This is a genomic window from Hydrogenophaga aquatica, assembly GCF_054780915.1.
In genome coordinates this window covers 1-18,095 of record NZ_BAAGVK010000017.1, presented here as the reverse complement: position 1 = coordinate 18,095, position 18,095 = coordinate 1, and the positions used below count along the sequence as shown (strand labels likewise).

Below are 18,095 nucleotides of genomic sequence, written 5' to 3'. Positions count from 1 at the left end.
GCAGCCGTCACGCGCCCAGCGCCACTTCGGCGGTCATGCTGACCACCGTAAGCGGCAGGGGGTCGGACTGACGCACGAAGATTTGCCCGCTGTCGGCCCACGATGGATTGAGGACGATGGGGATTTCCTCGCTTTTCAGGGCCGGCGGCGTGCCGTAGTTTTCCGTGGTGCGCTGCTTGGCCTCGGTGAGGTCGTCGGAGGTCGGCCCGACGAAGATGCCCGAGGACCGATAGACACGCAGCCACACCTTGTTGACGTTCTTGACCCGGCCTTGCCCGAAGCTGCCGTCCTGCAACTGCACGGCCAGGGGCAGGGTTTGCAGGTCGGCCTCGATGGGCAGGCCGATGTGCACTTTGCTGGCAGGCTGGTCGAGCACAACTTGGCCGGCCGTAACCACGCGCTTGGGGTGGACAGCACCATCGGCCAGGATGTTGACGGTTTTTCCTTCGAGGTGGCCCAGGCCGGAAATGGTCGTCGCAGGCGCGCCCGAGTAGGTGGCGCCGCAATCGACGAAAAAGGCGTCGGCCTGGTTGATGAATTGACGCGAGGCCATGCGCTCGACATAGCGCACGGTGTTGCCGTTGATCGTGCGCCGGATGACGCAATACAGCGCATCCTCGCCGCCCTCGGCCACCACGGTGCAGGACTCGAACACGCCGTCCGTGTCGTGCCAGTGCCAGGCGCCGACCTGCTGTTCGGGCACGTAGGTGAGGCCCACCAGTTTGCCCGAGGTGGAAACGAACCAGACCACCGGCTGCGGCGCCTTGGCGTAGGTCATGTCCACGATGTCGAAGCTGTCGAACAAATGCGGTGCGCGCAAGGACAGGTCGCCCGTGATGAAGCCGTTGGCCTGCCAGTTGTAGGCCAGTTCGCGCACGTGACCGCCGCGCGCAGCCGCATAGATCAGGGTGTTGTTGATGATGACCGGCTGCACGTTGGACGAGCCGACGTAGGACTGCGGCCGCACGCTGATGGTGCTGGGCGTGATGGCGTCGCTGTTCACCGATGTGACGCGCCACTCCGCCGACGAGGTGAGCAGCAGCAGTTGGGTGAGCGGCACGATGTGGCGAATGGTGTTCGCCTCGCGCGCGGCCACTCGGAAGGCGATGCGGTCGTCGTCGCGGATGGGCAGCGAATAGCTCATGCTCGACTCGGTGCCGCTCTTGGTCATCCAGATGTTTTGCGGCTTGTTGATCGTGCCGGCAAAGCACCGGCGCTGCTCGAAGTAGGACACCGCGCCGGGGTAATCGCCTGCCGCGTTGAACACGGTTTCGTAGATAGGCGGGGTCTTGGAGAGGTCGGGCGTGATGTTGTCGTCCACGATGGACAGGCCGGCGGTTTGGCCGATGTAGCCGTAGAGGCCGCCCTGCAACTTATAGACGTTGTAGCGCGAGGCCCCGGCCACCGCGCCCCACGAAATGGTCACGATGGCGCCGGTTTCAAACAGGTTACCGCCCACGCTCGACGATGCCGAGGCGGCTGATTCGCTGACACCCTCGGCATTGATGGCCGTGACCACGTAGAAATAGGTGTACTTCACGGCGGTGTGGCCTGTCGCCGACAGCGAAGGCGCGGCCGGCGGCGAAATGGGCGGCGTGAAAGCGATGGTCGTCAGTTGCCAGTTCGTCGCTCCCAGGCGGCGCAGTTCGCGCGGCGCGTAGTTCGGGTGGGTCAGCGTCAGCACGTCGGCCGATTGCACGTAGTGCAGGTCGAACAGGTCGGCCTCGGCGTAGGGGTTGGCGATTTCGTAGGGGGAACCGCCCGACAGCAGCGTGCCGCCCTGGGTGTGAAACCGGAAATAGCCCGCCCCCACTTCGATGACCATAGTTTGCGTGGTCGAGTAGGTGAAGGGGATCAGGCGCACCTTCTTGGTGGAGTCCTTGACCGCGCGCACGAAGGCAAAACCGGGGCGATTTTCTGCCGGGCCGTGCGGCTTGGTGATGAAGTTGCGACAGCGCGCAAGGCCGGACTGGTACTTGGAATCGTCGATGCGGCCGAACATTTCCGGGGAAAGCTCACCCCCCGAGAACGAGCGTTGCAGGTTGCGAATGTTCGCCACGGCTTACCTCCCTGCGATCCAGCCGGGGGTATGTTCCGGCCGTTCCTTGCGCTGGTTGGCGTCGGACACCTTGGCCTGGCTGAACACAAAGGCGAAGCTCTGATAGCACGCCTGGGCCATCTTGGCGCCCGCGTCGCCCTTGAGCACCGGCCCGGCCAGGTAGGACGCGAGCAGCCACGCAAGGGCATCGACGAACAGGGGCGGAAACTTGGTTGTGTCCGTGACGCGGCCGATGTAGCGCAGGCACGCATCCTCCTGATTGGTCAGGATGATGGCCGCCCCGCTGGCATCGCTTTCGGCCTCAAAGGGCTGGGTGTCGTCATCACTTTGCGCGTTGAGCGGAAGCACGGCCAGCAGGCGCAGCGCGCCAGTCGGTTCGGCGTAGGCGTAGGACCAGTCCCAGGACGGCACGGTCAACTTGGCGAGCAGCACGCGCCGGGTGGCGAACTTCCACGGGTACATTTCGAGCAGCGAATCGCGCGCCACAGCGTAGAAACGCGCGCAGTGTTCCGCCTGGGCCGAGCCCTCGGGCGGGTCGATGCTTGCCACCGTGGCGTTGTCGCCCAGGCGTGCGAGCGCGAGGTTGCAGATATCAACTTCCGAGGCCATAGGCACCCCCTAGAAAAAACGGGGGCGCAAGGCCCCCGTAAGCTGCTGGCACTGCTTGGAGGAGATCAAACCAGGTCGGCGGCAGCGGGTTTTTCAGCGGCGGGGGCCGTGGGCTTGCTGCCGCCCTTGGCTTCCGCCTTTTGCTGCTGCTTGACCGGCTCGAACCACGAGGCCGTGGTACCGTCCGGCACCTCGAACTCGTGGCCCGGCTCGCGCAACTTGCCGAAATAGCCCTGCTTGAGTGCGATCACTTTCATGCTGTCACCTCATTAAGCGATGCGCGGGCTATCGGGGTAGTGCGTGTTCTGCTGGATACCCGTGACGACTTGCGCGGAGAACTTGCCGGCGGTCAGCGGGCCGGTTCCCACGGTGTAGAACACGCGGCAGTAGCGGCGCAGCGTGACCGGCATCGGGATGACGATCTGCCGGCCGGCGGTCAGGGCCGCCTTGCCGATGGCAGCCGTCACCGCAACATCGGCGAAGCTGGAATTGTCGGCAGAGTCCTGCACCGAGAACGTGACGGTCGCAGCGCCAGCGGCGGCGGCCGATTCGCTCACGGTGATGACCATATTGCTGCGATCATCCAGGCCCACGTTCGGGTTGGCCTGGCCGAAGTCGATGACATCGGACGAGGCCGCGCTGGCGGTGACGGCTTGGTTGGTCGAGACTTGAAGCAGTTTGTCGATAAACATGGCTTGGGTTCCTTTCGTATGTCGGTGAGCAGGGGCGGAATTGAATTCCGCCCCCAGCCGGTTACACCACGCGGGCCTCGGTGAGCAGCAGCGCGTCGGTACGGCGGCAAGGCACGCCGTCGAACGCGACCACTTTCTTGCCGGCCACTTCTTCCATGGTCAGCGTCGAGGCGGCCACCTTGTTGGTGATCTGGCGACGCAGGAAGCTGCGGATCTTGCGCGGCATGTAGAACACCGGGCGGCCCATGCCAATGTTCGGGATCAGTTCAACGGCCTGGGTCATCAGGTCGATGAGGTCGGCGCCCGTGCTGCCGGTCTTGGTCAGGTCGCTGTGCTTGATGTTGGCGATGCGCACCACATAGCGCCAGTCGCGCAGGGTCATGCCAATATCCCACTTGTAGTGGGTGCGGTAGCCCTGGTAACGGCCGCCGGCCGCGTCGGTCAGGGTGTGCTCGCCCAGGTCGCGCGATTGCAGGCCGGCGCTCGAACCCTTCGGGTAGATCGAGTGCAGGGTGTTCGGACCCCACACGCAAAGCCAGATCGAAGTGTTGTCGTTGCCGGTGCCGCCCGCGTCGATGATGTTCATGGCGTTTTCAGCCGACAGGCTGTTGTAACGCGGGGCCAGGCCCATGAACTTCTCGGGGTCGGCGCTGGAATCACCGTAGAACAGCGTGGTCGCCATCGTCTGGTTCATGCCCTCAATGAAAGCGCGATCCTCGGACAGGCGCCAGGCGGCGGAATTGTCGTTGAGGTCGGCCAGGGCCTTGTCGACTTCGGCGTAGGTTTCGAGCATGCCCAGGCTGTCCTTGACCTGCACGGTGCGGGACTTCTCGGGTTGCACGCCGTAGTTCAGCTTGCGCCAGGTGCCGGTGGGCAGGCCGGAACGGATGGTGGTCTTGTGCTCGGTGAAGCCGTTGGCCTCGATGACGGTCATGTCGTCGAGGACTTCGTTGGTTTCGTTGAGCAGTTCGACGATTTGCGGGTCGATCTTGCCGTCAGCCGTCATGCGGCTGGCGACATCGGCCAGGGTCGGGTTGGTCGTGGAAAGGGTCGGCATGGTTGTGCTCCTTTACGGGTTCATGTTGGATGCGGAATAAAGCCGTCGCGCATCGGCCTGGTTGGTCTTGCCAGCCTGGCCGGTCACAAAACGGTCCTCACTGATTGCCTTCCCGGCCCGGTAAAACACCCGGATGACCTCGGGGTGGTTGCCCAGGCCGGACTGTTCCAGCAGCGCGCGCAGTTCGGGCGTGGCGAAAGCGTCGAGCGCCTTCTTCGCAGTGCCCAGGTTCTCGGCCAGGTTCTCACCGCCGAATTCCTTGTCGGTCTTGGCGGTTTCCGCCCACTCGATGCGGGCGGCTTGGAACTGTTCGGCTTGACGGGCCGCCATTACCGGCGCCATCTTGTCGAGTACCTTTTGCGCTTGGTCCTGGGGCAGGTTCAATTCCTTGGCGACCTCGGAGAATGCGCCGATGACGTGGTCATCGAACGTCAAGCCTTCGGGGGCCTTGAACTCGTAGTTCTCGGGCGCGCTTTCGGGCTTCTTCTCTTGTTGCTGCTGGCCGCCTTCGGTCTTGGTGCCCTCGGCCTGTTGGCCTTGGGTGCCTTGCCCTTCGGTCGTTTGCTGCTGTTGGCCGCCCGTATCCGCACCTGTAGCGGATTGCTGGGTGGCCTGTTCAGATGCGGTGGCGCCTTCAGTGGTCGTTGCGGCTTCCGTCATCAGCGTTTCGGTTGTCATGGATCTGTTCCTTCACCATTACGTGGTAAAGCTCCGGGCAGAGCGCGTGAATTTGCGCCAGGATGCGCAGGCCCTCGTTCCTGTTCCCCTCGTTGAAGGCCATAGCCATCGAGTTGGTGTTGAACGAAAGCCGGAATACCCCGGCTCGGTCCAGAAGGCGCCACACGATGCGGCGCCCCCGCTTGCTGCCCATGAGCCATTTGAAGTCGGCCTCTTCCGTTTCCTTCGCAACCTTGGCGCGCGTGTCGGCTTCGGCCTTGGTGCGCTCCTGATTGCGAATATCGGTCGGGTCGTAATTGCTCATGGCCGCAATCTATGGGCACGGCTGGGAGGTACGTGCACCAGGGGTCAGGCATTCATGCCGCTGGCGGCGTACATGCGCTGCGCCTGGGACTGGCCGGATTCGCCGCCGGGCGAGGCCAGTTCCATCGTTTCGATTTGCAGGTCGACCGAGCGGTGCGGCTTGTCACTGCCCTGGCTTTCGTGCTGGCTGACACTGACCACGCGGGCCACGGCTGTGACCTTGAGTTCGGTGTCGATGGCCGGCAGGTCGGTGATACCCAACTTGGTCAGGCTTTCGTTGTCCAGCATGATGCGCAGACCGTAGGGATACTCGGGCGCGTCCGATTGCACGGCTTCGCCGAGCATGGTCTTGGCCTCGGGCTTGAGTTTCATGTCGATCATGTTCGGGTTTCCTCTCAGGTGTAGCCGCTGAATGCGCGCGTCACGTCGGTGAGCGCGCTTTGCTTGCTCGTGTCCACGCTGCCCAGCTTTTGCGCCGCATCGGCGCCCTGACTGAGCAAAGCCGCCTGCTGCTGCGCTGCCTGCTGCTGCGCACGCTGATGGCGGATCAGCGCCACTTGGTCGCCCGGCACGATCAACTCGGGGTCGATGCCCAGCATGTCCGCGTAGGCATCGGCCCAGCGGTCGGCGTCGAACTTGTCGAGTACTTCGGGCTTGATGCCGGCCACCGCGCCCAGGTTGCCGACGAAGCGATCCACCGAATTGGTGGCAATTGCGCGCTGCGCCTGGGCCAGCATGCTGACGAACTCGACGTTCAGGTCCATGCCCTGCAATTCTTCGGGCGGGGGCGGCACGATGCCGGCCTCGACCATGCGCGCAAAAGTCATTTCGATGAGCGGGTCGAGGATTTCGTTGTGCATCCGTTCAAGCACCGGCCCCAGCATGAGCAACTTTTCCTCGTGACGCTCGGCCACTTCAGTGGCAGTCATTTGCGGGTTGGTGCCGTTGGCGAGCATTAGGAACAGGTCGGCATAGAAGCTGCCCTTGATGCGCTCGCGCACGTCCTGAATGTCGGCCAGCAGGTGCGACAGGTCGATGTTGACCTCGAAGGCCGAGCGGATGCCGCCATTGGGCGCGGCCGAATCGACGAACGAGACACCGCCGGGCAGCGTGTCCACGTCGCGGGACTTCATGGACGTGGGCGCCTGCAGCGGGGGCTTGGTCTTGTAGTCGATGCCCTGGGCCTTGCGCAGTTGCTCGTGCTGCAACTGCTTGATATCCCCCAGGGCTTCCATGGCCGGGCTGTTGCCGTAGATGTCGCCGCCGACCACGGCCCAGCGGGGGCACAGGGCGGGAAACTGCTTGAAGCCGGACTCGCGCAGGACGTGTTCCTCATCGCGGCCGTGCTCGAAATAGACCGACTTCCACGCCATGTTGCGGTCGTCGCGCCGTGTGAGGTCGCGGTCGGAGCGCGGCTCGATGGCATGCAGTACCGTGATCCACTTTTCGAGGCCGCCGTTGTCGTACAGGTTTTGCACGGTCGGACTGCAATTGTCGCGGCCAAACTCGCGCACCACCTGGGCGACGGTCATTTGAAATTCACGGTACAGGGTATTGACCCGGCCCCGGCTATCGGCAGCCATGGCGTACTCGCCGGCCGTCAGGGTGTGGTGGTGGATGATGGTGCTGAAATCGGGCAGCACGATGCTGCTGGCCGTGCCGAACGCGCCCAATTCCTCGTACATGGAATGCAGCGCGCGGTAGGTGTTGGACTTGGCAAACACCATTTGCATGAGGCGGGTCACGTCGGCCAGCCATGCCTTGACGGCGGCCGACTCGTCGAGTTCAGGAACCGAGGTTGTGAGGCGGAACCAGGGCCGCGCCGGGCTGGTCATGCCGGCCATCATCCCGGCCGCCAGCACGCGCAGCGCGCGCGTGCCCGTGCTGTCATAGATGTTGTTGTGCCGCTTGTCGCCCCGGTTGCGGTCATCGACGAAGAAGCGGCCCGAGCGCGGCAGCAGGTAGTCGCTGATTTCCTTCCAGTGGGTCATCCAACTGGTGCGCTCGTTTTTCAACTGCCCCCAGCGCGACAGCAGCAATTTGCGCTTGGACATTTGCGCCATGGCTTACGACCCCAGCAGCGTGTTCTTGCCCAGGCTCAAAGCGGCCGGGTCGATGCCTTGCGGGCCGGTCAGCATCGTGCCCGAGCCGCCGGCCTTGCCTGCCTGGGCGGCCGCATCAAGGGCGGCGCCGGTATCGGCGCGCTTGCTGTTGGCGCGGTTGGACGCCTCGTCGGCGGCCTTCTCCTGCTTCTTGGCGTTGGCTTCGGCCTGCTGCGCAGCACGTTCAGCGGCCTTCTTCTGGTCTTGGCCGTTCTGGTAGGCGACGGCCGTGCCGACTACGGCAGCGGTGGCAAGAACGGCGGTAGTTGCACCCGACATGGTTACTCTCCTGTGATGTTGATGCGGTTCACGGCGTCCGGCCTGCGTGAGAACAGCAGGTGCGCCTCGTCGGTAAATTCGTCCTCGGCCTGGGCCACGGTCTTGGCCTGGGTGGCGAACACCATGGTCAGGCGCGTTTCCTCGTGGGCATAAAACGCCTGGCGGCGCTGCGCGCTGGCAGCGAGCACGTGGTACCCCACCAGCGTGACCGGCTCGTCGCCCGCGTTGACCGTCGCGTGCCCGTCAAAAATCAGCACGGTAGGCACGCGAATGAGCGCGCCCGTCAGCAGCACCCCGGCCGGAATGGTGATCGTGCGGGCGTACATGCCGCCGTGCAGCACGTGATCGGTCGCAATCTCGACCTGGGGCATGTCGCGCGTGATGGCTTCCAACTCGCGCACCTTGCCGATGGCCTCGGGCGTCATGGCCGGGATGCGGCTCTCGGCCGCCAACAGGTTGCTCACAGCAGCCCCCGAAAGAACACGCGGTTGGTTTCGTGGTAGCCCACGTGCGGCAGCAGTCGCTCAAGGCGCCCGCCGGTCGGGGCTGTCACGTACAGGCCGCCGGCCCCGGCATTCACGGCCACTTCTTCGGCTGCGCGCAGCAGCTTCAAGCCGGCGCCGCCTGCCCGGTGGGCTTCGGCCACGAACAGGGTTTCAGTTGAGGCGATGACCCTGCCACCAAAGTGCAGCACGGGCGTGATGAGCACGGCGCACAGGCCGACCAGTTCCTCGCCCACGAACACGCCCAGCGGGTGCAGCAGGCCGGCGTCGACCATGCGTGCATAGCCTTCGCGGTCGGGGAGCGCGCCCATCATGTCCGGGTTGCGCAACGATTCCGCCCGGTACTCGTCGCACAAGGCGGCGAACACGGGCGAGTCGAAGGCTTCGGCCACGGTAATGCTGCGGATGGTGGGTTCCATGCGCGCAGCGTATGGGCGCTTTTTCGCGGTACGTGCATCCGGTAAGATGAAAGATGCACGCACAACCGGGAGAACATGATGCAGAAAACCGCTTTGATGGCTGCGCTTGCCCTGCTGGTGGCCGGTTGTGCCGCCTCGGGGCCGCGCCCGCCGTTCATCGTCGAAGGCACCGAGAACGCGGTGTCCGTGAATTGGGCGCATTCGCCGCGCGGCACCACGGGCGCGCTTGAAGCCGCCGAGGCGCATTGCCAGAAGTACAACCGGCACGCGCAGTTTGTCGGCAAAGTGACCGACTTGGAACTGGCCTACAACTGCGTCAGGTAGCGTAAGGGTCGTACTCGCGGCGGCGCTTCTGGCCCATGGCTTCCACCACCGCGCGCTTCGGGGTGTCCAGCAGCGCCAGCACGTAGGCGCTGCCGTAGTCGGGCGAGCGCCCGATTTTTTCCATGATCTGCTCGCGGCTTGCCACGTAGATGGTCGAGCCCGACAGTTCCCACGTCGGTGCGCACAGGTCCGCGAGAAGGGCAGGATCTGGCGGCAGGGCAATGCCCGTGTTGTTGGTCGGGTCCAGCGCCTCGCGCATGCGCCACCATAGCTCGCTGCGCAGGTTCTTGAAGCGCAGCCGGCCCGACTTGTCGGTGCCCACGGCGGCCTCGGCGACATTGACGCCGACGACCTGCTGCCCGGCCTCGTTGAGGAAGTCGTAGGGTGCCGAGCCCACGCCGATGACGTCGATATGCACCACCGCGTCGTCGCGCTTGGCGGCGATGGTGAGCCCGGCCACGGTCGGCCCGTTGGGCGTCGCGCTGCCCGGATAGACCAGGGCCTCGTCGAACCACATTCCATGCCGGCGGGCGATGATCGTGTTGTCCCGGCCACCGCGCGCCACATCCACGCCCAGCGAGTCCATAGGCGCCAGCTTGTCGGGCCGCTTCCACCGCGCCTGGGCCGCTTCCACCCATGCGGTCGGGATGACTTGCCACGGGTCGTCCTCGATGCCCGCGTTGAAGTCGCCATAGAGCATTTGCGAGCGCAGCGGCTCGGGGAGTGATTGCAGGGTTGCCATGTAGCCGGTTCCCATGAGGTAGGGGTTGTCGCTGACGCGCGAAGGGATGAACGTCCGGCTCATCGGTTTTATGAGGTCGGCACCGTGCTGGAAGGGCTCGCCGTTCGGTACCTCGACCTCTTCGCCGTCGATCATGGCGAACCACCGCAACTCGCCCGGCTGGGCTGGCTTCGGGTGCTTCTTGTCGAGCCAAGGAGCGAAGAAGGCCGTGATCCACCGGCCCTCGGCCGTGGTCGGCGGGTTGAAGGTGAGCAGCGCCTGGCATCGCTGGGCCGGATCAACCGAGCGCAGCCAGCCCAGCAGCGCGCGGACCTGAGCTTCCAGGAAGTTGGCCGCCTCGTCGAAAACCAGCAGGTCGTGGGGGCGGCCCTGGTACTTGTTCCAGTCGTCGAGGTTCGGCGTGGAACCGAATTCGATTTGCTTGCCGGGCAGGCGCCAAATGCGCTCGGCGCCGTTGTAGCCGTCGCGGCTTCCGATGAGTTCGGTAAAGCGGTCGATGATGCCGGTTAGCTGGGTGGCTTCACGGCGCAGCACGAGCACCTTCTGGTGTTGGGTCAGCGATTTGCCGCAGGCGAGGTCGGTCTTGCCGCCACCGGCCGCGCCTCCATAGCCGATGATGTCGGCCTCGGAGTGGAACGCCAGCGATTGCGGGCCGGGCAGCGGGCGCCACACGGTCGGGTCGCTGACGATGAGCAGGTCGAGTTCGGCCAGTTCCTCGGGCGTGAGGTAGGCCAGCAGGTCTGGGTCAAACGAGGTCGGAAACATCGCCGTCCTTGCGTGCTTTGGCAGCGGCAAGGATTGCGGCGATCTTGGCGGCGCGCTCGGTGTCGCTGATTTGCACCGGGCCGCCGTTGGCGCCGGTCAGTTCCATGCGGGTGTTCTCCCGGTACTTCTCGGGGGCGTGAGCCTTGAGCAAGAAGATGGCGAGGGTGTCGCTGTACTTGCGCACGCTGCCGCACTCGTCGCCCTTGTAGAAAACGGGCTCGTCGGTGCCCTCGAACGCACGGCGGTGCGCTTCATCCTCAAGGGCCAGCAGGCCGGCCTTCATGGCACGGTCCCAGGCGAGGGCAAAGTCGGGGTCGGCCTCTCGCCAGTTGTAGGCGGTTTGGCGCGAAATGCCCACGGCACGGCACGCCCGGCCGACATTGCATGTCTCGGCCAGGGCTGCGCAAAACGCGGTGAGCTTTTCAGGTGTCAATTTCATGCGTGCATTCCAGCCTATCCGCAATCCAGCACGTGCACCTTCTTGAAGTCTGCCGGCACCTGGGCGCGCCTCTCATATCGGCAGATTCGACCAATGGCCCACTTGCTAACCTCGAACTTCTCGGCCAGGTGTTCGTAGCTCACGCCTTCTTCGTGCAGTTGCCGGATCATCTCGACCTCGCCATCCGTCAGCTTGGCATTCGGATGGTCCTCACCGATTCGCAAACCGGCCTCATTCACCACCACGGTTTTCTGCATGCGCCGCCCCCCTTGAACGTGTAATTTTTTGCGTGGAACGTTTGGAACGTTTTTCATGGTTTTTTAGGTAACTTTTTTGTGTGTACACACAAGGATTTCCATAAAAAAGGGCTAGAAACGTTCCAAACGTTCCAAACCACCGCGCCGTCCACTAGTGCTTCGTGCGTTTTTCTGCGTGTTCGCTGTAAATTGCGTGTTCAAGTCCGCCCCACCAACAAGTTGCAGCGTCGCCACCCACTCGGCTTTCGCCGCGTTGAATTCTGATTCTGTTGTTTCTTGCAGAATGACGAGGACCGGGGTGCCTGCTTTCCGCCGCAAATCTGCAAACCAATCGAGCAGCTTTCCGTGATAAAGCCACTTCCAGGGCTTCGCGCATTGGTTTTTGTAGGCGGCCTCGATATGCCGACTTGCGCCAACGTAGCGAATCGCCCCGGTGTCCGGGCACTTCAAACCGTAGATTCCGCAGGTCATGTAAAGTCCCCCACGACACGCACGCGAATGCCAAGCAGCCCGCGCCCCCTCAACCCGTAGGTATTCATCACGGGCTCCATTCCCTTTGCTTGCAGCCGGCGCCCCAGGCTCTTTGCCGAGGCGATGAACCGCAACTCGCCCCGTGCCTTGGCGAAGGCTTCCCAACTGGCCCACAGCCGGGCGTTGCTCTCCACGAAGTTGGGGCCGATTTCGCAGCACTCGTCCATCCATTCGCCAAGCAGGTCCATGTCGCTTTTGTAGTCGTCGCGCGCTTTGCGCACGGCGGCCGGCGGCTGCAGGCCCTCCTTCTGATAGGCCAGGGCGCCACGCACGCACCAAGCCAAAATCCCCGCCGCCTCGGCCGCCAGCTTCTCGGCCCGGTCCGGGTCTTTGGTGAGGGTCAGATCCTGGTCGAAGTTGCGGGTGAATGGCACGGGCAGCAGCCGGCGCCAGATGGCGTGGTCGTCGCCCTTCACGATGGGGCGGTGGTTGGTCGGCATGAAAGCCACCCACGTGGGCGCCACCTCGACCGTGGTCTTGGAGTACAGGCCGCGCGCCGGCAGCGGCTCGCCCCCGGTCATGGATTTGATAAGCCCCTCGCGCAGTTCGCTGCCCTCGTCGGGCTCGCTGACATAGACGAACCGGGCGCCGCGCAAGCGCAGCACGTCCTCGCGCGCCGCCCCGGCGTTGCCGCCGGCTGCGCCGCTACTCAAGAAGGTGTCGGCGCTTGCCATCTTGGCGTGCTCGCCCAGGGCGTCGCGGATGGCCCCCAGCACGGTGCTCTTGCCGTTTGAGCCCGAGCCGTAGGGAATGGCGAGCACGTCCTCGTCCGGCTTGCCCAGCAGCGAGTAGCCGACGAGGCGCTGGAAAAAGCCGATCATGTCGGCGTCGCCGAAGAACACGTCGGCCACCGTGCGCTCGAACAGCGGCGCCCGCGCTTCCGGGTCGTAATCCACCGCCGTGATAGTGGTCACGCGGTACGCCTGGTCCGGTGGCAGCAGCTTGCCCGTGGTCAGGTCGACCACGCCATTGCCCACGCCCAAGAGGTGCGTCAGCTTGTCGAGGTCGGTCATGCCGACGACCACGCGCGGGTCGGACTGCGCCAGGCTCACCATGTTGCGGACCATGACGGCCCGCTGGCTGATGGCGCAGAACTTGAAGAACTCGGCCCGCTCGCCGTCGCTCTCGATGGTCTTGGCCTCGTCGGGCAGCGCGCGGATGGTTTCCTTCGCCAGGTGCTCAAGTTCGACGCCGGCCGCGCGGCGCCAGTAGATGCCCGTCCACATGAACCAGCCGTCGATTTCCGGCACGTACATGAGGCCGTCGCCGTAGTGGTCGAGCATGCGCTCGGCGTTGCCGAACTCGGTCATTTGCCGGCGCTGCTTGCTGAATGCCACCACCTTGCGCCCGCCTGCCATGGCCGCGCGAACGTCGGCCACCGGCAGCGCGGTGTCGGTCAGTTCCTTGAAGCGCGCCCGGATGAGGCCGGCCAGTTCGGCGCGCAGGGCCAGATCCGTGCCGGCCGCTTCGCCCGCCTTGCGCGCGACATCATTCACCAGGTCGATGGAGTCCTTGCAGGACAGAATCAGGCCCTTGGCATCATCCAGCGCGGTGCGCTTCTCGGCCTTCACCGCGTCGCGCTTGCCCTGGTTGCCCACCTTGAGCAGCCAGCGCGCCGTCGTCGGGTTGCGCCCTGACCGGCCAAAGGATTCCCACCGCTTCTCCAAGTCCTCGCGGCTGGCGTAGTTGCTGGCCGTGCTCGACCACTCGTCCCACAAATCCAGCGCGGCCACGCTGCCGTCGAACTCGTGGTGCAGCGACATGCCGACTTTCAGCCAGGTGTCGTAGTCCTCGTTATCGACATAGGCCACCAGGCGCCGGGCTTCGCTCAAGTCGATGCCCACCGGTGGCTCGTAGGCCATGAGCGGGTCGTCGACCGGCGCCGAGGTCATGCCGCCGGCTTTGTTCTTGCTGCCCGACACGCGCACAAGCCCGGCTTCCTCGGCCATGGCCTCGAACACCTGCAGCGCTTCCTCGACCTGGGCCTCGGTGATGATGGGCAGGTCGCCGGCCCGCATGGCGTCGAGGCCGCCGAAGAAATCCACCCACTCGTAGGGCTCGCCCGTATCCGGGTGGATATGGTAGGCCACGAACTGCTGACCCTTGCCCAGCACTTCCAAGCGGTGCCGCGCGCCGCCCAAGTCCTCGAACCAAGCGCCGGTGGCCTTGCCCCAGCCTTCGGACGCTGCCCGGTAGGCGAGCAGAATCTTGGGGGCGAAGCCCACGCGCTCGCACGTCGCGCCGAGGTGTTCCTGGCACCAGGCCACGAACCGCGCGGCCAGTGCCTCGTCCGTGGTATCCACGTCGATGGCGGCCACCGGCTGCGCGCCTTGCCCGCACAGCACGCCGACGCCATGGTTTGGGTAGCGGGTCAGGTCAGCGGCGCCGAGGCGCGCGGTTTGCCAGTTGTCCAGCGCGGGCCGCTTGTGGCCCGGCTTGATGGGGATGATGAGGTAGCCGTTGCCCAGCAGGGCGCGGCCGTGTGTTTGAAAATCGGAACTCAAGTTGTCGTCTCCCCGGTCAGATCAAGTCGTTGATGCCCAGCGCTTCCAATTCGGCAGCAGCCAGGCGCGCCCGCGAAATGTCCGCATAGGCCGCCTCGCGCTCGATGCCGATGAAGCGACGACCGGAAAGGACTGCAGCGACCCCTGTTGTTCCGCTGCCGGCGAACGGGTCGAGCACTACCCCCCCCCCTGGCAGCACGGGGCGCACCAGTTCGCGCATGAGCGCGGTAGGCTTGCCGGTCATGTGGTGTTTGTCATCGCGGCGCACCGTTGATTGGATGCAGCCGTCGAAGGGGCCGTCGTGCTCCAACTGGATGGCGGCGCCCTTGGTTCCCCAAATCACGTATTCACACTGGTGCCGGAAATAGCCTTTGTGCGGCGCCCGTGCGCCCCGGCCCTTGTCCCATGCCACGATGCCACGCCAGAACACGCCGCCGGCTTGCACCGCGTCGGTCATGACCGGCAACTGGCGCCAGTCGGTGAAGGCCAGGAAGTAGCCGCCCGGCTTGAGCACCCGCACGCACTCGGCGATCCACAACGAGCACCAGGCCAGATAGCTGCGCTGGTCCCGCGAGTCGCCCGAGAAGCTGGGATAGCGCCCCTGGGCCGAGCTTTGCGTGTACTTCGCGTCCGGGTCTTTGCCCTTGTCGTCACGTGAAAACCCGCCCGAGGAATAGGGCGGGTCTGTTATGCAAGCATCCACCGAGTTGTCGGCCATACCGTGAAGGGCGGGGAGTGCTTCACCTTCGATGAGGGTCCAAGGCTTCATGCCAGCACCTCCTCGTAGTAGGCACGCGCTTTGCGCTGTGCTTCTTGAATACCGGGGTGGGGCTTCGCGGGGCCGCGCTTGTGGTTGCAAGAGTGGCACACCGGCACAACATCGAGCGGTTTCGAGTAGTCGCGGTGGTCATAACACTGCGCCGGCTTGCCACAATCTACGCAAGCAAATGCAGTAGCGGGTTGGAGTTCACCGCGCTTCACTGCACGACGAACGGCGCTATGCGCCTCGTTCATCCCTATCCCGTCATAGGGGAATGCCCCTACTGGAAAGCGCCCAGCGGTTCGGCATGCTTGGCAGCGGAAACGCCCACCGCTGCCGCCTACAAATTCAACCGCACCGCACACAGTGCAAGTGCAGCGGCAAAGGCGCTTTGTCATGCCGCGCCCCCTTCGCTCACATCGTCGAATTCCTCGATTGGGTACAGGTCGGGTCGCAGCTCGTGGCGAGATACGCCCGTGGCCTTTTCTATGGGGATCACATACTCGCCGGGGACTTTGCCCTTCGAGCGGTTAAGCCAGTTCCAGACGTGCATTTGCTTCACGCCGATGCGCCGGGCCAGTTCGGTTTGCGAGCCAGCGAGCGCGACGGCACGGTGGAGTGGGGTTGTCATCGGTCTTTCCTCGTTCAACAAAACGACCGAGAGCATAAAACAATTGTTGTTATCAAGTCAAAACATTTGTAGTTTGCTCAACTACAACAAATGTTGTAATGTGTCAAGCATGGCACTCGGACAAAACATCAAGCGGCTTCGGAAAGCGCAAGGCTTGAGCCAGGATCAACTCGCCGCCAAAGCAGGCGGAGGGATTACCCAAGGCATCCTTGCCGCGCTTGAGAAGCGCGATAGCGAAACCTCAAAGCACGCGGCACGCATTGCTGCGGCCTTGGGGGTGTCCGTCGATGCGCTGCTAACCGGCGAAGGCCCACCAACGGAAAAGCCAGCAGCGCCAGCGCTCAACCCCAAGCAGCAGGCGCTACTCGGCCTGTTCGATGGCTTGACCCAACGCCAGCAAGAGGACTTGATCCGAGAACTTCAAGAGAAGAAACAGCAGAACGAAGAACTGCTGACCGAACTGCTCAAGAGGAAAACGGCTTGATGGCTGACGCCTTTTGGTACGTCGGCACAGTGGCAGTCGGGGCGTTGATTGGCTTCGTGACGCTCCCGTGGAGCAATAAACCCTCTATCAGTAAAGAAGGGCCGACCGCGTGGTTGTTGCTTTGGGCCTGCTTCTGGCCGTTCCTGCTGATTTTCGCCGCTTGGGAGGGTGTCAAGGCATACCGAAAAGCATGGTGGGACTACTCCGACCGCCGACAGGCCGCAAAGCATCGCCAGTAGCCCCGCGCCGTCTTGCCACCGCCGACTTTTGAAGCCCGCCACCGAGCGGGCTTTTTCTTGCCGGCAAAAAATTTTGTTCTCGAATACAACAATTGTTATTGACACAAGGAAAACAATTGTTTTATGCTGCGCTCCGTCAGTCACAACGAAAGGACGGAAACGATGAGCGCAACCCCCCTGATTCCCGGCCGCCTGTACCGCGTGCGCGGCGCCGGCCTCGACCTGAAAGTCATCGCGTCGCACCCCTGCGACGCCCTCTGCATTGGCCTGGACCTGCTGGAGCGCGCGAAATGCTGACCGCCCAACTCGCCAAGTCCATGGACGACGAGCACCTGCTCGCCTCGGCACGCGCCGAGATTGACCCGCTGACCAGCACCGCGCTGGAACTTGAACTGCTCGACCGCTTCGAGCGCTTGCTCGATGAGCAGCACGACAACGAAGGCGTGCGTGCCCTCTCCGAGGAATACGAACTCACGGCCGACGACATGCGCGCCGTCATCGAGTCGCACCCGGCCAGCCTGAAAGACCAGGACATCCACGAGCCCGACCAGTTGAAGGCCGAGCTTGAACTCGCTGCCAAGTTCCGCGCCCTGGCGAACGACGCCGGGGATTTCTTCACCCGTTTGAACGACCTCGTAACCACCAACCAGGAGTAAGCCCATGTTCCCGATGACCGTAACTATCAGCAACCCCGCGCAACTCAACGCCGTGATGGCGGCCCTCAACGTGGCCGGCATCGAGTCGCCCAAGACCTCGCCCTGCGCCGGCCACGCCGTCGAAACCGCGAAGGAAGAAGCCAAGGGCAAGGCCACCAGCACCAAGAAGGAAGCCGCCAAGACCGAGGTCAAGGAAGAGCCGAAGGCCGAAGCCCAAGCTGCAGCCGCCACCGAAACCGCCCAGGCTACTGAAACCGCCGAACAAAAGCCGGAAGCCCTCACGCAGATGACGGCCGCCGAAGCCGAGAAGGCCCTGCACGGCCATGCCAACAACCCGGCCGACGCACCCACCTATCAGGCCACCGCCGACGCCGTTACCAAGCTGGCGCGCACCAAGGGCCGCGACGCTGCCGTGGCCGTGCTCAATGAGTTCGGCGCCGCCAAGCTGCCCGACGTGAAGCCCGAGCAGTTCGCCGCGATCATCGCCGCCTGCGAAAAGGCCGGGGCCTAAAACCATGGCTACCACCAAAAAGCGCACCAAGACGCAAGCCCCTGCCGAAGTGGTCACGGCCTACAAGGGCTTCAACCAGTCCCTGCAATGTCGCGGCTTCCAGTTCGAGGTCGGCAAGACCTACGAGCACGACGGCGAAGTGAAAGCCTGCGCGTCCGGGTTCCATTCCTGCGAGTACCCGCTCGACGTTTTCAACTACTACCACCCGGCCGGCAGTCGGTTTGCCGTGGTCAAGGCGTCCGGCCAGATCAGCCGGCACGACGGTGACAGCAAGGTCGCCAGTGCCACCCTCACCGTGGAAGCCGAAATCGGCCTGCCGGTGTTGGTCGCCCGCGCCGTGGATTGGGTAATGGGCAAGCTGGACAAGTCCATCGAGCAGACCCTCGTCACGGGCTACCAGTCGGCGGCCACGAACACGGGCTACCGCTCGGCGGCCACGAACACGGGCTACCAGTCGGCGGCCACGAACACGGGCTACCGCTCGGCGGCCACGAACACGGGCTACCAGTCGGCGGCCACGAACACGGGCTACCAGTCGGCGGCCACGAACA

General features: G+C 64.2%; 26 protein-coding genes. 7 read left to right on the top strand and 19 right to left on the bottom strand.

Annotated elements, in window-relative coordinates:
- Positions 1 to 7: 7 nt before the first annotated feature.
- The 12 genes from ACYVHH_RS13845 to ACYVHH_RS13790 all read right to left on the bottom strand — a co-directional run bounded on the left by ACYVHH_RS13845 (position 8) and on the right by ACYVHH_RS13790 (position 8,701).
- The gene (locus ACYVHH_RS13845; protein WP_460565773.1) at positions 8 to 2,059 is read right to left on the bottom strand and encodes a phage tail protein; all 2,052 of its coding nucleotides are present in this window, start codon (positions 2,057 to 2,059) and stop codon (positions 8 to 10) included.
- Between the two features lie 3 nt (positions 2,060 to 2,062).
- Positions 2,063 to 2,668: a hypothetical protein gene (locus ACYVHH_RS13840; RefSeq protein ID WP_460565772.1), complete on the bottom strand. Its 606-nt coding sequence runs from the start codon at positions 2,666 to 2,668 to the stop codon at positions 2,063 to 2,065.
- A 65-nt stretch (positions 2,669 to 2,733) separates the two neighbouring features.
- On the bottom strand, positions 2,734 to 2,925 hold the full coding sequence (locus ACYVHH_RS13835; RefSeq protein ID WP_460565771.1) for a hypothetical protein: 192 nt from the start codon (positions 2,923 to 2,925) through the stop codon (positions 2,734 to 2,736).
- A 12-nt stretch (positions 2,926 to 2,937) separates the two neighbouring features.
- The gene (locus ACYVHH_RS13830; protein ID WP_460565770.1) at positions 2,938 to 3,360 is read right to left on the bottom strand and encodes a Bbp16 family capsid cement protein; all 423 of its coding nucleotides are present in this window, start codon (positions 3,358 to 3,360) and stop codon (positions 2,938 to 2,940) included.
- A gap of 61 nt (positions 3,361 to 3,421) precedes the next feature.
- Complete coding sequence (locus ACYVHH_RS13825) at positions 3,422 to 4,417, bottom strand: major capsid protein (RefSeq protein WP_460565769.1); 996 nt, start codon at positions 4,415 to 4,417, stop codon at positions 3,422 to 3,424.
- A 12-nt stretch (positions 4,418 to 4,429) separates the two neighbouring features.
- Positions 4,430 to 5,095 (bottom strand): protease, encoded by a 666-nt coding sequence (locus ACYVHH_RS13820; protein ID WP_460565767.1) that lies wholly within the window; start codon positions 5,093 to 5,095, stop codon positions 4,430 to 4,432.
- Positions 5,052 to 5,399: a Bbp19 family protein gene (locus ACYVHH_RS13815; protein ID WP_460565766.1), complete on the bottom strand. Its 348-nt coding sequence runs from the start codon at positions 5,397 to 5,399 to the stop codon at positions 5,052 to 5,054. The genes ACYVHH_RS13820 and ACYVHH_RS13815 overlap by 44 nt, the downstream gene beginning before the upstream one ends.
- Positions 5,400 to 5,443: 44 nt before the next feature.
- The gene (gp10, locus tag ACYVHH_RS13810) at positions 5,444 to 5,779 is read right to left on the bottom strand and encodes a capsid staple protein (protein ID WP_460565765.1); all 336 of its coding nucleotides are present in this window, start codon (positions 5,777 to 5,779) and stop codon (positions 5,444 to 5,446) included.
- 14 nt (positions 5,780 to 5,793) lie between these two features.
- Positions 5,794 to 7,452, bottom strand: coding sequence for a portal protein (locus ACYVHH_RS13805; protein ID WP_460565764.1), 1,659 nt, complete (start codon positions 7,450 to 7,452; stop codon positions 5,794 to 5,796).
- Between the two features lie 12 nt (positions 7,453 to 7,464).
- A complete protein-coding gene (locus ACYVHH_RS13800; protein ID WP_460565763.1) occupies positions 7,465 to 7,779 on the bottom strand; it encodes a hypothetical protein in 315 nt (104 codons plus the stop codon).
- Positions 7,780 to 7,781: 2 nt separating this feature from the next.
- Entirely contained in the window at positions 7,782 to 8,243 is a 462-nt protein-coding gene (locus ACYVHH_RS13795) for a hypothetical protein (RefSeq protein ID WP_460565762.1), read from the bottom strand.
- Positions 8,240 to 8,701, bottom strand: coding sequence for a GNAT family N-acetyltransferase (locus ACYVHH_RS13790; protein WP_460565761.1), 462 nt, complete (start codon positions 8,699 to 8,701; stop codon positions 8,240 to 8,242). Before ACYVHH_RS13790 ends, ACYVHH_RS13795 begins: the two co-directional genes overlap by 4 nt.
- Before the next feature lie 96 nt (positions 8,702 to 8,797).
- On the opposite strand from ACYVHH_RS13790, the gene ACYVHH_RS13785 reads away from it, so the two are divergent.
- A complete protein-coding gene (locus ACYVHH_RS13785) occupies positions 8,798 to 9,025 on the top strand; it encodes a hypothetical protein (RefSeq protein ID WP_460565760.1) in 228 nt (75 codons plus the stop codon).
- On the opposite strand, the gene ACYVHH_RS13780 is transcribed toward ACYVHH_RS13785, so the two are convergent.
- From ACYVHH_RS13780 to ACYVHH_RS13750, 7 genes are all read right to left on the bottom strand, one after another.
- The gene (locus ACYVHH_RS13780; protein WP_460565759.1) at positions 9,018 to 10,532 is read right to left on the bottom strand and encodes a terminase; all 1,515 of its coding nucleotides are present in this window, start codon (positions 10,530 to 10,532) and stop codon (positions 9,018 to 9,020) included. The genes ACYVHH_RS13785 and ACYVHH_RS13780 overlap by 8 nt on opposite strands.
- The gene (locus ACYVHH_RS13775) at positions 10,513 to 10,971 is read right to left on the bottom strand and encodes a terminase small subunit-like protein (RefSeq protein WP_460565758.1); all 459 of its coding nucleotides are present in this window, start codon (positions 10,969 to 10,971) and stop codon (positions 10,513 to 10,515) included. Before ACYVHH_RS13775 ends, ACYVHH_RS13780 begins: the two co-directional genes overlap by 20 nt.
- Positions 10,972 to 10,985: 14 nt before the next feature.
- Complete coding sequence (locus ACYVHH_RS13770; RefSeq protein ID WP_460565757.1) at positions 10,986 to 11,228, bottom strand: hypothetical protein; 243 nt, start codon at positions 11,226 to 11,228, stop codon at positions 10,986 to 10,988.
- A gap of 111 nt (positions 11,229 to 11,339) precedes the next feature.
- Entirely contained in the window at positions 11,340 to 11,699 is a 360-nt protein-coding gene (locus ACYVHH_RS13765) for a hypothetical protein (protein WP_460565755.1), read from the bottom strand.
- Positions 11,696 to 14,263 (bottom strand): phage/plasmid primase, P4 family, encoded by a 2,568-nt coding sequence (locus ACYVHH_RS13760; RefSeq protein WP_460565753.1) that lies wholly within the window; start codon positions 14,261 to 14,263, stop codon positions 11,696 to 11,698. Before ACYVHH_RS13760 ends, ACYVHH_RS13765 begins: the two co-directional genes overlap by 4 nt.
- Before the next feature lie 16 nt (positions 14,264 to 14,279).
- Positions 14,280 to 15,032 carry a DNA-methyltransferase gene (locus tag ACYVHH_RS13755; RefSeq protein WP_460565752.1) on the bottom strand — a complete coding sequence of 251 codons (753 nt, stop codon included), beginning with the start codon at positions 15,030 to 15,032 and terminating at the stop codon, positions 14,280 to 14,282.
- Positions 15,033 to 15,417: 385 nt separating this feature from the next.
- Positions 15,418 to 15,654, bottom strand: coding sequence for a YdaS family helix-turn-helix protein (locus ACYVHH_RS13750; protein ID WP_460565751.1), 237 nt, complete (start codon positions 15,652 to 15,654; stop codon positions 15,418 to 15,420).
- Positions 15,655 to 15,763: 109 nt separating this feature from the next.
- Between ACYVHH_RS13750 and ACYVHH_RS13745 the strand changes: the two genes are divergently transcribed.
- The 6 genes from ACYVHH_RS13745 to ACYVHH_RS13720 all read left to right on the top strand — a co-directional run.
- Positions 15,764 to 16,138, top strand: coding sequence for a helix-turn-helix domain-containing protein (locus ACYVHH_RS13745; protein ID WP_460565750.1), 375 nt, complete (start codon positions 15,764 to 15,766; stop codon positions 16,136 to 16,138).
- Positions 16,138 to 16,377 (top strand): hypothetical protein, encoded by a 240-nt coding sequence (locus tag ACYVHH_RS13740; RefSeq protein WP_460565749.1) that lies wholly within the window; start codon positions 16,138 to 16,140, stop codon positions 16,375 to 16,377. The genes ACYVHH_RS13745 and ACYVHH_RS13740 overlap by 1 nt, the downstream gene beginning before the upstream one ends.
- Positions 16,378 to 16,539: 162 nt before the next feature.
- Complete coding sequence (locus ACYVHH_RS13735; protein ID WP_460565748.1) at positions 16,540 to 16,674, top strand: hypothetical protein; 135 nt, start codon at positions 16,540 to 16,542, stop codon at positions 16,672 to 16,674.
- Entirely contained in the window at positions 16,668 to 17,033 is a 366-nt protein-coding gene (locus ACYVHH_RS13730) for a hypothetical protein (RefSeq protein WP_460565747.1), read from the top strand. The genes ACYVHH_RS13735 and ACYVHH_RS13730 overlap by 7 nt, the downstream gene beginning before the upstream one ends.
- Before the next feature lie 4 nt (positions 17,034 to 17,037).
- Positions 17,038 to 17,544: a hypothetical protein gene (locus tag ACYVHH_RS13725; RefSeq protein ID WP_460565746.1), complete on the top strand. Its 507-nt coding sequence runs from the start codon at positions 17,038 to 17,040 to the stop codon at positions 17,542 to 17,544.
- 4 nt (positions 17,545 to 17,548) lie between these two features.
- The coding region (locus ACYVHH_RS13720) for a DUF7666 domain-containing protein (RefSeq protein WP_460565744.1) at positions 17,549 to 18,095 on the top strand (547 nt) is incomplete at its 3' end.